Origin of the sequence: Methylobacterium sp. WL120, assembly GCF_008039465.1 — a bacterium.
GTDB classification, from domain to species: Bacteria; Pseudomonadota; Alphaproteobacteria; order Rhizobiales; family Beijerinckiaceae; genus Methylobacterium; species Methylobacterium cerastii.
Genome location: NZ_VRUT01000005.1, coordinates 11,940 through 25,808, shown reverse-complemented (window position 1 = coordinate 25,808; position 13,869 = coordinate 11,940). Strand labels below are relative to the sequence as shown.

The following is a 13,869-nucleotide window of genomic DNA, read 5'->3' as shown; positions in this document are numbered from 1 at the left end:
GAGGCTCTTCCGTCGCCCCCTCACCGACGGCTGCCGCCTCGCTTCGGCGACGACGAGCTCGGCGAAGCCCTCTCCCCCACCGAAGTCGGGCCTGCCCGACTTCGGCAGGCAAGATCGGATCTCGGGCAGGCCCGAGATCCGTGCGGCGAGAGGGGATGCGCAGCGACCGACTTGCCTCAGGCGAACAGGCGCTCGCCCTGGAGGTCCTTGTACAAGCCCGCCACCTGCTCGCCGTAGCCGTTGTAGATCAGCGTCGGGACGCGGGTGTCGGTGCCGAGCACGCGTTCGCTCGCCTGGCTCCAGCGCGGGTGCGGCACAGCCGGGTTGACGTTGGCCCAGAAGCCGTACTCGGACGGGCCGAGCGCCTCCCAGAAGGTCTTGGGCCGCTCGGCCACGAACGAGACCTTCACGATCGACTTGATCGACTTGAACCCGTACTTCCACGGCAGCGCGAGGCGGATCGGCGCGCCGAACTGGTTCGGCAGCGGCTTGCCGTAGATGCCGGTGGCGATGAAGGCGAGGTCGTTGCCCGCCTCCTCCATCGTCAGGCCCTCGACATAGGGCCACGGGTAGAAGGTGCGCTGGCCGGGCGCCATCTTGCGGTCAAGGAAGGTCGTCAGCTGGACGTACTTCGCCCCCGACGCGGGCTTGGCCAGCGCCACGAGCTTCGCCAGCGGGAATCCGGTCCACGGCACCGCCATCGACCACGCCTCGACGCAGCGGTGGCGGTAGAGCCGCTCCTCCAGGCCGACCTTGCGGATCAGGTCTTCGACCCCGATGTCGAACGGCTTGTCGACGAGGCCGTCGACCTTGATCGTCCACGGGCTGGTCTTGAGGGCGTCGGCCGCCGGCAGCACGGTCTTCGAGGTGCCGAACTCGTAGAAGTTGTTGTAGTCGCCGCTGAACTTTTCAGGGGTCAGCGGACGGTCGAGGGCGTAGGCGTCGTTGCGCGGGGCCGGATAGGGGCCGGTCTCGGCCAGCGCCCGCCCGCCCAGCATCGCCGCCGCCGCGAGGCCGGCGGAGCCGCCGAGCAGCGCCCGCCGGTCGAGGAACACCGATTCCGGCGTGACGAGGTGTTCGGGAATCTCCCAGCCGCGCAACCGCTTGATCAGCATCGTCGTCTCCGAATCGTGTCCGCCGCCGCAGCCGCGCCGCCCCTCGCGGGTGCCGGGCGCCTGCCGCGAACTGAATGTTCGCCGTCTACGGCGCAGGGGTTACCTGCGTTTCGCGTCACGCGGGTGGCGCTTCGTCGCGGAGCGCCCGACGCAGCACCTTGCCGACGTTGGTCTTCGGCAGGCTCGCCTGCAGCACGACCTTGCGCGGCACCTTGTAGCCGGTGAGCTGGGTTCGCGCGTGGGCGCGGATCGCCTCAGGCGTCAGGTCGGGGTCGCGCACGACGACGTGGGCCACCACCATCTCGCCGGTCTCGGCGCTGGGCGCGCCGACCACGGCGCATTCGAGCACGCCGGGATGGGCGGCGAGCACGTCCTCGACCTCGTTCGGGTAGACGTTGAAGCCGGAGACGAGGATCATGTCCTTCATCCGGTCGACGATCCGCACCTCTCCGTCCGCCTCCATCACGGCGACGTCGCCGGTGCGGAAGAACCCGTCGGCGGTGGTGGCGGCGGCGGTCTCGTCGGGGCGCTTCCAGTAGCCCTTCATCACCTGCGGCCCGCGCACGCAGATCTCGCCGGGGGTGCCGGCCGGGACCGGCATCCCGTCGGGGCCGCGGATCGACACCTCGGTGGAGGGCAGCGGGTAGCCGATCGTGCCGGACCACGTCCCCAACCGATACGGGTTCACGCAGACCACCGGCGAAGTCTCCGACAGGCCGTAGCCCTCGATGATGGTCTTGCCGGTGACCGCCTTCCAGCGCGCGGCGACCGCGCTCTGCACCGCCATGCCGCCGGCGACCACGTAGTCGAGCTGCGAGAAGTCCACCGTGTCGATCTTCGGATGGTTGTTCAACAGGTTGAACAAGGTGTTGACCCCGGAGAAGTGCGTGAAGCGCGTCTTCGCCAGCGTCTTCACGAAGCCGTCGCCGTCGCGCGGGTTGGGAATCAGCAGGCAGCTGCCGCCGGTGCGCATGAAGAAGAAGAAGCAGCAGGTCAGCGCGAAGATGTGATACAGCGGCAGCGCGGTGACCATCACCCGGCCGGGCGCTTCGATCCCCTCGAACCAGACTTCGCTCTGGACGACGTTCACCATGATGTTGCGGTGTGTCAGCATCGCCGCCTTGGCGATGCCGGTGGTGCCGCCGGTGTATTGCAGGAAGGCGATGTCGCCCTGCGTCACCTGGATTGCAGGCGCCTTCAGCCCCCTGCCCTGCCGCAGGGCCGCGTCCAACCGCACCGTCTTGTCCGCAGGCAGGACGAAGGGCGGCACCGCCTTCTTCAGGTGGCGCGAGGCGAGATCCACGACCTTGCCCTTGAGCCCGAGGCCGTCGCCGGGGCCGGCGAGCACCACGCGGTCGAGGGCGACGCCGGGCATCGCCTCGGCGACGGTGTGGGCGAAGTTCTCCAGCACGACGAGGATGCGCGCGCCGGAATCGTTGAGCTGCGCCGACAGCTCGCGTGGCGTGTAAAGCGGGTTGATGTTGACCACCGTGCCGCCGGCGACCAGCACCCCGAAGATCGCGACCGCGTAGGCCGGCACGTTCGGCATCATGATCGCGACGCGGTCGCCCTTGGCGAGTCCTTGCGCGGCGAGCCAGGCGGCCAGCGCGCGGGCGGCGGCGCCCATCGCGGCGTAGGTCATCGAAGAGCCGAAGCACGTCACCGCCGGCCTTTTGGCGAAGCGCGCGGTGCTGATCTCGAACAGGTCGACGAGGGTGCCGAGGATGTCGGCGTCGATCTCCGCCGGCATGCCCGGCGGGTAGGCGGCGAGCCACGGGCGCGGTGCCCGGCTGTCCTGGATCACGGCGTTTCTCCATCGCGCACGGCATTCTTGGCCGCGCTTATCGGTCTTGCGTGTTCGCTCCCCTTGGTTGGGACTGTGCGGGATCGCTCCGCCCGCGGCAAGCGAGCGCAGCCGGCCCCGGGCGGCAGGCGCTGACAGCGGGCGGCTTATGCCGTCGCGGCACGCGCCCGTCGGCCGAAAGCCACGACGAGCGCGTGCGGCAGGGCGGCGGCGAGGACCAGCAGCGCGGCGATGCCCGCCTCCGACCCGGTAATGGCCCGGCCCGGCCAGGGTCCGATGCCCTCCGTCCGGCCGAGCCCGAGGAGGGCGGCGGCGAACCACAGGGCGAGGAAACCGCAGAACGCGAACCCGATGCGGGCGCGCCAGCCGGTCCGCTGGCGGAGCCGCCCGGCCGCGAGCCAGCCGAACAGGCCGAGGATCGTGCCGAACAGGAGCGCACCGACCGCGGCCCCGAGGGCGTAGGCGAGCCATAGCGGCTGGCCGGTGAGGAACGCCATGCTGCCGGTGCCGTAGGCGCCGCGCAGGATCACGCCCCCGAAGGTCGGGTAGAGCGAGGCCAGCAGCAGCGCAGCGATCCCGACGACGCCCCACACCGCCCGGCGCGGGACGCCGGCCGGCCCCGGGGCCGCGGCCGCCGCGACGAGGCGCGCCAAGCCGTAGGCCAGGGCGAAGGCGAACAGCGGGTAGCTGTCGAGGAAGAACCCGTAGGCGCGCGGCGCCAGCCATTCCGGCAGGTCGGAGCGCTGGCTGAGGCCCGTGGCCGCGACGAGGCCGAGGGCGAGTAGCGCCGCCACCACGGGGGCGGCGGCGGCAACACTGGAATTCCGCATCGAACCGTCCCCCAGGACCGCGGCCGCTAGACGAAACGCGACCGCTACTTGGCTTCGTAGTGGTCGCGCACCAGCCGGTCGAGCAGGCGCACGCCCCAGCCAGCGCCCCAGCTCTTGTTGATCTCGCTGGCGGTGGAGGACATGCCGACGCCGGCGATGTCGAGATGCGCCCACGGCACGTCGTTGACGTAGCGCTTGATGAAGGCCGCCGCCGTCGCGGCGCCGCCATGACGGCCACCGGTGTTCTTCATGTCGGCGAACTTCGAGTCGATCGCCTTGTCGTAGGCCGGGATCAGCGGCATCCGCCAGACCTTCTCGCCCACCACCTCGCCGGCGGCGTGGATCCGGCCGGCGAGCTCGTCGTCGTTCGAGAACAGGCCAGCAATGTCCTGGCCGAGCGCGACGATGATCGCGCCGGTCAGCGTCGCGAGGTCGATCATGAACTTCGGCTTGTAGGCGCCCTGCACGTGCCAGATCACGTCGGCGAGGACGAGGCGGCCTTCCGCGTCGGTGTTGATGACCTCGATGGTCTGGCCCGACATCGAGGTCACGATGTCGGACGGGCGGTAGGAGGCGCCGTCGGGCATGTTCTCGACGATGCCGATGGCGCCGACGACGTTGACCTTCGCCTTGCGGGTGGCCAGCGCGTGCAGGGTGCCGACGACGGCGGCCGCCCCGCCCATGTCGCCCTTCATGTCCTCCATGCCGCCGGCGGACTTGATCGAGATGCCGCCGGAATCGAACACGACTCCCTTGCCGATGAAGGCGACCGGTGCCTCGCCGGCGGGGCCGCCGTTCCAGCGCATCACCACGACGCGCGGCTCGCGCACCGAGCCCTGCGCCACGGCGAGCAGCGCACCCATGCCGAGCTCGCGCATGCGGGCCGGCTCCAGCACCTCGACCTCGACGCCGAGCTTGGTCAGCTCGGAGGCGCGGCGGGCGAACTCCTCCGGGGTGAGGACGTTCGGCGGCTCGTTGATGAGGTCGCGGGCGAGCGTCACGCCCTCGGCGACGGCGGCGCTCGCGCCCGCGGCGGCCTCGGCCTCGGCGTGGCCGGCGAGCATCAGGGTCAGCGTGGTCGTGGCCTTCGCGTCCTCGGCCTCGGGCTTCTTCTTGGTCTTGTAACGGTCGAAGGCGTAGCTGCGCAGGCGTGCGCCGAGCGCGAAGTCGGCGGCGTCCGTCGGCGTCGCTGCGGCGCCCGGCCAGTCGAGCACCACGCGCGCCTCGCGGCCCGCGACCTTGCCCGCGGTGAAGCCGCCGAGCACCGGCCAGTCGATCTTGCCCCGGTCCTTGTCGGTGCCGAGCCCGACCACCACGAGGCGGTCCGCGTCGACGCCGGCCGGCGCCGGCAGCACCATCGCGCTCAAGGCGCGCGCCTTGAACTTCTCGCTGCCGGCGGCCCGGGAGACCAGGTCGACGCCCGCTTGGCCGAGCGCGTCGCTGGCGCCCGCTCCGAGCACGAGGTCGTCGCCGACGAACACCACGAGGTCCCCGGATCCGCCCCGACCGAGGGGGGCGAAATGGATGGTGATGCCGTCCGACATGGCGTTGCCTTCTGCCCTGTTCCGCTGTCACGAGCGTGCTCGACAGCCGCACGCCCACCGGTGCCCTGTGTAGCCGGTGAGGCGGAGAACGCAACGCGACGCGGGCGCCCTCGAAAGGCCCCAGTTCACGCGCCATCGGAGGACGGGCCGGGCGATCCGGCGGCACGGTCCGGGGCGGGACCGGAAGGGGGCGGCGGGCGCTGTGATGAGGGCGGCGGGGATGATTCGATGACGCAGATCACGCGCTACATCTTCCGCATCGCGCTCGCGGCGTTCCTCGCCTGCCTGGTCGGCCTCGTCGGCACGATCTGGGTGACGCAGGCGCTGCGCGAGCTCGACCTGATCACGGCCAAGGGCCAGACCGTGCTGGTCTTCCTGTTCATCACCGGCTTGTCGCTGCCGACGCTGGTGGTGGTGATCGCGCCGGTCGCGTTGTTCATCGCCGTCGTCTACGCGCTGAACCGCCTCAACGGCGATTCCGAGCTGATCGTGATGTCGGCGGCCGGGATGAAGCCTCGGGCGATCCTGCGGCCCTTCCTCACGCTGGCCTTCGCGGTGAGCGCGCTCGTCGGCTTCATCACCATCGTCGTGATGCCGGCGAGCTTCCAGGAGCTGCGCGACGTGATCACCCGCGTGCGCGGCGACTTCATCGCCAACGTCGTCAAGGAAGGGCAGTTCACCCAGCTCGACAACGGCATCACCTTCCACTTCCGCGAGCGCGGCCCCGGCGGCGCCCTGCTCGGGCTGTTCATCCAGGACCGGCGCGAGGCCGGCAAGACCAAGGTCTACCTCGCCGAGCGCGGCAACGCGATCGACGTGGATGGCGGCAGCTACCTCGCCCTGCAGAACGGCAGCGTGCACCAGCAGCAGAAGGACAGCCGGGATTCCTCGATCCTGACCTTCGAGCGCTACACGATCGACCTCGCGGCCTTCGCGCCGCCGGACGCCGACACGGTGTATAAGCCGCGCGAGCGCTCGACCGCGCAGCTGCTCTTCCCCGACAGGAGCGAGGGCTACTTTAAGCTGCAGAAGGGCCGCTTCCGGGCCGAGCTGCACGACCGGCTCTCGGCCTGGCTCTATCCGCTGGCGCTGGTCTTCATCGCCTTCGCCGCGCTCGGCGACCCGCGCACCACGCGCCAGGGCCGGGCCGGCGCGATGGCCGGCGCGGTGCTGGCGGTGGTCGCGCTGCGCATCGCCGGCTTCACCGCAACCAGCGCGGCGACCCGAAGCGCGGGCGCGGTGGTGGCGATCTACGCGGTGCCGCTGCTGGCGATCGCGCTGTCGTCGCTCGTGATCTTCCAGGGGCCCGCGGTGCGCGGCCTCAACGCCCGGATCGTATCCGCCCTGCGGGGGCGCTTCCGCGCACCCCGGCTCGCCGCCGGCTGACCCGTCATGCTGATCGGCTTCACCCTCGGGCGCTACTTCGCCGCCCGCTTCGCGCGCACCGTGCTCGGCGTGTTCATCACCGTCTTCGCGCTCGTCTACACCCTGGATTTCGTCGAGCTGCTGCGCCGCGCCGGCGACGCGGAGGGCGCGTCCACAGGTTTGATGGCCCAGCTCTCGCTCTACCGCACGCCGGCGGTGGCCGAGGGCGTGCTGCCCTTCGCGGTGCTGTTCGGCTCGATGGCGGCCCTGCTCCAGCTCTCGCGCAAGCTCGAGCTCGTGGTGGCGCGCGCGGCCGGGATCTCGGCCTGGCAGTTCCTGCAGCCGGGCTTCTTCGTGGCGCTGGCGCTCGGCGCCTTCACGGTCGGGGTCTACAACCCGGTCTCGGCGATGATGAAGCAGCGCTCCACCGAGATCGAGGCGAAGATCTTCGCCAAGTCGACCAAGGCCTCCTCGGGCAAGGACCTGTGGATCCGCCAGAAGAGCCTCGACGGCGGCGCGATCATCCGCGCCGAGACCGCGATCGAGGGCACGACGACGCTGGCCGGCGTCCAGGTCTTCACCTTCGACGCGGAAGGCCGCTTCGTCTCCCAGATCGTCGCCGCGCGGGCGAACCTGCACGACGGCTACTGGGAGCTCACGGACACCCGGGTGCTGACGCCGGGCGCCCCGCCGGATTCGTTCGGCACCTACCTCATCGCCTCGACCCTCGACCCGAGCCAGGTGCGGCAGCGCTTCACCCCCCCGGAATCCGTGCCATTCTGGCAACTACCCGACACCATCGCACGCACCGAGCGGGCGGGGTTGGATGCCACCCGCTACCGTCTCCAGTATGATGTGCTCTGGGCCAGGCCGATCCTCTTCCTGGCCATGGTGCTGGTGGCGGCAACCGTTTCCTTACGGTTCTTCCGCTTTGGTGGTGTGGGAAAGCTGGTGCTCGGCGGGGTCGCGGCGGGGTTCGCCCTGTACGTCGCCCGCCAAGTGATGGAAGGCCTCGGAGCCTCCGGGATCGTCGCGGCGCCGGTGGCGGCGTGGTTCCCGGCCGTGGTAGGAAGCCTTCTCGGTACGCTCACGCTTCTGTACCAGGAAGACGGCTGACGCCCGCTCCTCGGATGCGGGTATCGGACGTGGGCGCGGGAGGCGGACGTGGACGGAAACGTGGCGGCGGTCGTCACCGGAGTTGGGACAGGCGTTGCGTAAGGTCGCCGACATCGCGAAGGTCCTCGGGCTGCTGGCGCTCCTCTGCGCCGCGGCGCCGATCGGCGGCACCGTGCCCGCCGACGCCCAGGGCCTGCCGGGCGCAGCCAAGCCTTCGGCCGGCAAACCCGTGGCCGGAAAGCCCGGCGACAAGCTCCTCGTCGAGGCCGACGAGCTGATCTACGACAACGACAAGAACACCGTCACCGCCCGCGGCAACGCCGAGTTGCATTACGGCCCGCGCACGCTGCAGGCCGACCGCGTCCGCTACGACCGGGCGTCGAGCCGCGTCTTCGCCGAGGGCAACGTTCGCCTGACCGACCAGGACGGCGCGGTCGTCACCGGCGAGAAGATGGAGCTGACCGACGACTTCAAGAGCGGCTTCATCGACAGCCTGCGCATCCAGCAGACGGTGGTGAAGAAGGGCGAGACCATCCGCACGCGGTTCTCGTCCCCGCGCGGCGAGCGCCTCGAAGGCGAGCAGACCAGCTTCGACTACGGCACCTACACCGCCTGCGAGCCCTGCCGCGACCACCCGGAGAAGCCGCCGCTGTGGCAGGTGCGCGCCGCCAAGATCATCCACAACAACGAGACGCACACGATCTATTTCGAGGACTCGACGGTCGAGATCGCCGGCATCCCGGTGGCGTACCTGCCGTACTTCGAGTCCGCCGACCCGACGGTGAAGCGCAAGAGCGGCTTCCTCACCCCGCGCTTCATCAACTCGACGGCGCTCGGCACCGGCCTGACAGTGCCGTACTTCTTCAACCTCGCGCCGGACTACGACCTGACCCTGTCGCCGTCCTTCCTGAGCCGCCAGGGCGTGCTCGGGCAGGGCGAGTTCCGCCAGCGCCTCGACAACGGCAGCTACAACCTGCGCGTCTCCGGCATCTTCCAGACGACGCCCTCGGCCTTCCTGCCGGGGCCGCTGGGCGCCGGCGACCGCGACTTCCGCGGCTCGATCGAATCCAAGGGCCGGTTCTACATCAACGAGAACTGGCGCACCGGCTGGGACCTCGTCGGCGTGACCGACAAGTGGTTCCTCGACAACTACCGGATCCGCAACCAGTCGATCACGACGGACTACTTCCGTGAGGCGGTGTCGACCGCGTACCTGATCGGCCAGGGCGACCGCTCGTACTTCGAGATGCGCGGCTACTACTTCAAGGGCCTATCGAGCTTCGACTGGCAGAAGGAGCAGCCCCTCGTCCTGCCGGTGATCGACTACGACAAGCGCATCAACGGCCCGGGCGAGCTCGGCGGCGAGGTCCGCTTCCAGGCCAACATCACCAGCCTGACCCGCGAGGCGACGGACTTCCAGGGCCTGCCGCGCACCGGCACCTACCTGTTCAGCCCGAGCGTCAACGGCATCAGCTATCCGCTCTACGAGACCTGCACGACCTTCAACCGCAACACCTGCCTGGTGCGGGGCCTGGCCGGCACGGACACCCGCGCCTCGGCCCAGCTCTCCTGGCGCCGGACCTTCATCGACGACCTCGGCCAGGCGATCACGCCGTTCGCGTACCTGCGCACCGACGCGTTCTTCGTGAACCCGAGCCTGTCGGGCTACCAGAACGCCCTGGTGCCGCAGATCGCCTCGGTCGACGACGGCTTCACCGGCCGCGTGATGCCGGCGGTCGGCATCGACTATCGCTATCCCTTCGTCAGCGACTTCGGGCCGCTCGGCGTCCACACCCTCGAGCCGATCGCCCAGGTCATCGCCCGGCCGTCCGAGAACCGGATCGGCCACCTGCCGAACGAGGACGCGCAGAGCCTCGTCTTCGACGACACCTCGCTGTTCCAGTGGGACAAGTTCTCCGGCTACGACCGGGTCGAGGGCGGCGTGCGCACCAACCTGGGCGCGCAATACTCGGTGGTCACCGCCTCGGGCTGGTACGCGAACGCGATGTTCGGCGAGTCGATCCAGATCGCGGGCGTCAACTCGTTCCGCCGCGGCGACATCGCCAACGTCGGCCTGAACTCAGGCCTGGAAACCGCGGCCTCCGACTTCGTCGGCCGCGTCCAGGTCTCGCCGAACCAGAACATCAGCCTGATCACGCGCGCCCGCTTCGACCAGGCGGACTTTAAGGTGAACCGCTTCGAGACCGGCATCACCGCCCGGTTCGCGCCGTTCCTGCCGCTGTCGCTCTCGGCGTTCTACTCGTACTACGAGGCGCAGCCGCTGCTCGGCTTCAGCCATCGCCGCGAGGGCATCACCGCGACGGCGACCTACAACATCACCCCGAACTGGTTCGTCACCGGCTCGGCGCTCGTCGACCTGACCCACTACCTCGACACCCGGACGCTCTATTCCGAGGCGCTGACGAGCTACATCGCCAACCCCGTCGGCAACCTGCCGACCTACCAGAACCCGGGCCGGTTCTACCTCTCCGGCATGAGCGTCGGCGCCGGCTACCAGGACGAGTGCACCACGGTCTCGCTCAACTACATCGTCTCGCCGATCGCCACGGTGACCGGCGTCTCCGAGCGCAACCAGACCGTGCTGCTGCGCGTCGAGCTCAAGACCCTGGGCGAGGCGGACCTGCGCCAGAACGTCGGCACCGCCACCACCGCGGATGGCATTGCCTCCGCGCATTGACGGCTAAGACGCACGGGCTCGCGGCGATGGGAGGCTCCTGCTAAGGCAGGCTTCCCGCCGCGAAACCCCGCCGACCCCGATGCTCCCCCTCGCCCTGACGCTCGGAGACCCTGCCGGGATCGGACCGGAACTGGCGCTTGCGGCCTGGCTCGCCAGCACGCCCGCCGACCCGCTCCCCGCCTTCTTCCTCGTGGCAGACCCGGCCTTCGTCGAGCGGACCGCGAACCGCCTTGGCCTCGCCGTGCCGATCGCCGAGATCGACCCCGAGACCGCGACCGAGGTGTTCCCCCGCGCGCTCCCCGTGGTGGCGCTGCCGAGCGGGAACGAGACCTTCGCCGAGCCCGGCGTCCCGGATTCGGTTACGGCCGGCGCGACGATCGAGTCCATCACCGCCGCCGTCGGCTTCGTCCGCACGGGGCGGGCGGCGGCGGTCGTCACCAACCCGATCGCCAAGTTCGTGCTGACCCGGGCGGGGTTCGCCCATCCCGGCCACACCGAGTTCCTGGCGGCGCTCGCGGTCGCCCCCGGCCGGACGCCGCCGCGCCCGGTGATGATGATCTGGAGCGAGACGCTCGCGGTGGTGCCGGTGACGATCCACGTGCCGCTGCGCGACGTGCCCGGGCTGCTGACGCAGGACCTCGTGGTCGAGACCGCCCGCATCGTCGCCCGAGACCTCGCCGAGCGCTTCGGCCTCGAAGCGCCCCGGCTGGTGCTCGCCGGCCTCAACCCGCATGCGGGTGAATCCGGGACGATCGGCCACGAGGACCGCGACGTGCTGGCGCCGGCGGTGGCGCGGTTGCGCGCCGAGGGCGTCGACATCCGCGGACCGCTTCCCGCCGACACGCTGTTCCACGAGCGGGCGCGACGGACCTACGACGTGGCGCTGTGCCCGACCCACGACCAGGCGCTGATCCCGGTGAAGACCATCGCCTTCGACGACGGCGTCAACGTCACCCTCGGGCTGCCCTTCGTGCGCACCTCGCCGGACCACGGCACCGCCTTCGACATCGCCGGCAAGGGCCTCGCCCGTCCCGACAGCCTGATCGCCGCGATCCGGCTCGCCGACCGCCTCGCCCGCACCGAGGCGGCGCGGGCCAGCGGCGCGGGCCGCACCGCCGACATCATCCCCCTCAACGCCTACGCCGGCCGCCCCCGCTCGATGCCGGCCGCGCATTTCGATGCGGAGGACGAGTTGTGAGATGGTCCTTGCCAAGTGGTGCGCCCGCTTCCGCGCGCATCCCCTCTCCCCGCGCGCGGGGAGAGGGCTTTGCCAACCCCATCGTCGGCAAAGCGAGGCGGCAGCCGAGGGTGCGGGGGCGACGCCGGTTGAGGCTCTTCCGGAAGCGCCCCCTCACCGCCGCTAAGGCTTCGCCTCCACTTCCCGGCCGCACAGCAAGGTGCGGCCGGGCCTCTCCCCCCGCGCGGGGAGAGGGGACGCGCACACCTTCCAACGCCTTCGCGATCTTTGACAAGCGAACCGCCCGATGACCGCCTCCGACGGCTTGCCCCCCCTGCGCGAGGTGGTGGCGCGGCATGGGCTGGAGCCGAAGAAGGCGCTCGGGCAGAACTTCCTCTACGACCTCAACCTCACCGGGCGCATCGCCCGCGCGGCCGGGCCGCTCGCGGGCGTCACCGTGCTCGAGGTCGGGCCGGGACCCGGCGGGCTGACGCGGGCGCTGCTCGCGGAGGGGGCCGCGCGGGTGATCGCCGTCGAGCGCGATCCCCGCGCGCTGCCGGCGTTGGCCGAGATCGCGGCGCATTACCCGGGTCGGCTGACGGTCGTCGACGCCGACGCCCTCGCCTTCGACCCCCGACCCCTCGTCGGCGACGGGCCGGCGCGGATCGTGGCGAACCTGCCCTACAACGTCGGCACCGCCCTGCTCACCGGCTGGCTCGACGACGCGGCCTGGCCGCCGTGGTGGGATAGCGCTACGCTGATGTTCCAGCGCGAGGTCGCCGAGCGCATCGTCGCCGACGAGAACGAGCGCGCCGATTACGGCCGCCTCGGCGTGCTCTGCGGCTGGCGCACGCAGAGCGACATCCTGTTCGACGTGGCGCCCTCCGCCTTCGTGCCGCCGCCGAAGGTGACGTCGAGCGTCGTCCGCATCGTCCCGCGCGCCGTCCCCCTGCCCTGCCGGGCGCGGGCGCTGGAAGCGGTGACGCGGGCGGCCTTCGGGCAACGCCGAAAGATGCTGCGCCAGAGCCTGAAGAGCCTGACGCCGGAGCCGACCGCGCTGCTGGCCGAGGCCGGCATCGCCGAGACCGCACGGGCCGAGGAGGTGCCGGTGGCGGGCTTCGTGCGGCTCGCCAACCTGTGGGACGCGCAGAAAAAAGCCGGCGCCCCGTGAGGGACGCCGGCCTGTTTCTCCGAGTCGTGCCGCGTTAGCGGGTCTGCTGGATCGCCGAGAGGATCCACGGACGGCCCGGGTTGCGCACGAAGGTCCAGAGCTCGGTCGCCTCGCCCGGCTCGGTCTCGACGACGCGGTTGGTGTTCCGGTCGACCGTCTCGTCCTTGAGCGTGTAGCGCATCGCCACCGTGGCGAATTCCTGCGCGCCCTCGCCCCAGGCCTCCGACAGGTCGCCCTGCTGGAGCTTCACGTCCGTAATGCGGTTGACGACGCCGCGGGCCTTGTTTCCGCGCAGCTCCTCCTCGAAGTAGCCGGCCATCTCCGGCGTCGCGAGGTTGCGCAGGCCGACCATGTCCTCGTGGGAATAGGCGTCCTGCACCTCACCGAGCAGGCGCTCGAACGACTGGAAGTCGTTCGGGCCGATCTGCACCGGGCGCTGCTGCGGCGGGCGCTGGGCGCCGCCGAGCATGCCACCGGCGCCCGTGGCACCGCCGGGGCCAGCGTTGCTGCCCCCCGCCGCGTTCGGGTCGAGGCCCGAGCGCGCATAGGGCGCGCCCGCCGTCGCCGGCTCGCCGTTGCGGCGGCGGAACCAGCGCACGGCAAAGGACACCAGCAGCACGACGAGGCCGACCTGCAGCAGCAGGCCGAGCATCGAGGCGATGCCGCCGAGCCCGCCGAAGAAGCCGCCGCCGAGCAGCGCGCCGAGAAGGCCGGCCCCGAGCAGGCCCGCCATGAAGCCGCCGCCGAAGCGGGGGCGCGCGGCCGGCGCCTGCATCCCCGGGTTGCTCATGCCCGGGTTGTTCATGCCGGGCGTGGGCTGCGTTTGCGTGCGCTGCATCGGCGCGGCGGTCGGCGCCGTCGTGGTGGCCGACGGCGCGTTGAAGGTGCGCGAGCCGCGCGACCCCATGCTGCCGCCGCCGCCCGGACGGGCCTCGACGGCGGGCGCTGCGACCGTCAACGCGGCGGCCAGCGCCAGAAAGGTCGCCGCACGCTTGCGGCGCGTGGTGGAGGTGAGCATCGATCGGCCCCTGGTCATCTCGAAACGTCCC

10 protein-coding genes are annotated in these 13,869 nt (G+C 71.0%); 5 read left to right on the top strand and 5 right to left on the bottom strand.

The features are described 5' to 3' along the window. Window positions 1-176: 176 nt before the first annotated feature. The 4 genes from msrP to FV229_RS02045 all read right to left on the bottom strand — a co-directional run bounded on the left by msrP (window position 177) and on the right by FV229_RS02045 (window position 5,293). Window positions 177-1,115, bottom strand: coding sequence for a protein-methionine-sulfoxide reductase catalytic subunit MsrP (msrP, locus tag FV229_RS02060; RefSeq protein ID WP_147750343.1), 939 nt, complete (start codon window positions 1,113-1,115; stop codon window positions 177-179). A gap of 115 nt (window positions 1,116-1,230) precedes the next feature. Beyond that, on the bottom strand, window positions 1,231-2,919 hold the full coding sequence (locus tag FV229_RS02055; protein ID WP_147750342.1) for an AMP-binding protein: 1,689 nt from the start codon (window positions 2,917-2,919) through the stop codon (window positions 1,231-1,233). 146 nt (window positions 2,920-3,065) lie between these two features. Then, on the bottom strand, window positions 3,066-3,749 hold the full coding sequence (locus FV229_RS02050) for a hypothetical protein (protein WP_147750341.1): 684 nt from the start codon (window positions 3,747-3,749) through the stop codon (window positions 3,066-3,068). Between the two features lie 44 nt (window positions 3,750-3,793). Further along, entirely contained in the window at window positions 3,794-5,293 is a 1,500-nt protein-coding gene (locus tag FV229_RS02045; protein WP_147750340.1) for a leucyl aminopeptidase, read from the bottom strand. A gap of 228 nt (window positions 5,294-5,521) precedes the next feature. Between FV229_RS02045 and lptF the strand changes: the two genes are divergently transcribed. The 5 genes from lptF (at window position 5,522) to rsmA (ending at window position 12,820) form a co-directional block, all read left to right on the top strand. Next, window positions 5,522-6,679 carry an LPS export ABC transporter permease LptF gene (lptF, locus tag FV229_RS02040; protein WP_147750339.1) on the top strand — a complete coding sequence of 386 codons (1,158 nt, stop codon included), beginning with the start codon at window positions 5,522-5,524 and terminating at the stop codon, window positions 6,677-6,679. Between the two features lie 6 nt (window positions 6,680-6,685). Continuing rightward, the gene (lptG, locus tag FV229_RS02035; RefSeq protein WP_147750338.1) at window positions 6,686-7,774 is read left to right on the top strand and encodes an LPS export ABC transporter permease LptG; all 1,089 of its coding nucleotides are present in this window, start codon (window positions 6,686-6,688) and stop codon (window positions 7,772-7,774) included. A gap of 94 nt (window positions 7,775-7,868) precedes the next feature. Then, window positions 7,869-10,472: an LPS-assembly protein LptD gene (locus FV229_RS02030; RefSeq protein ID WP_147750337.1), complete on the top strand. Its 2,604-nt coding sequence runs from the start codon at window positions 7,869-7,871 to the stop codon at window positions 10,470-10,472. Window positions 10,473-10,551: 79 nt separating this feature from the next. Beyond that, a complete protein-coding gene (pdxA, locus tag FV229_RS02025) occupies window positions 10,552-11,670 on the top strand; it encodes a 4-hydroxythreonine-4-phosphate dehydrogenase PdxA (RefSeq protein WP_147750336.1) in 1,119 nt (372 codons plus the stop codon). Window positions 11,671-11,956: 286 nt separating this feature from the next. Beyond that, window positions 11,957-12,820, top strand: coding sequence for a 16S rRNA (adenine(1518)-N(6)/adenine(1519)-N(6))-dimethyltransferase RsmA (rsmA, locus tag FV229_RS02020; RefSeq protein WP_147750335.1), 864 nt, complete (start codon window positions 11,957-11,959; stop codon window positions 12,818-12,820). 34 nt (window positions 12,821-12,854) lie between these two features. Here the strand turns inward: rsmA and FV229_RS02015 are convergent, their stop codons facing one another. Beyond that, window positions 12,855-13,838, bottom strand: coding sequence for a TIM44-like domain-containing protein (locus FV229_RS02015; protein WP_147750388.1), 984 nt, complete (start codon window positions 13,836-13,838; stop codon window positions 12,855-12,857). Window positions 13,839-13,869 lie beyond the last annotated feature (31 nt).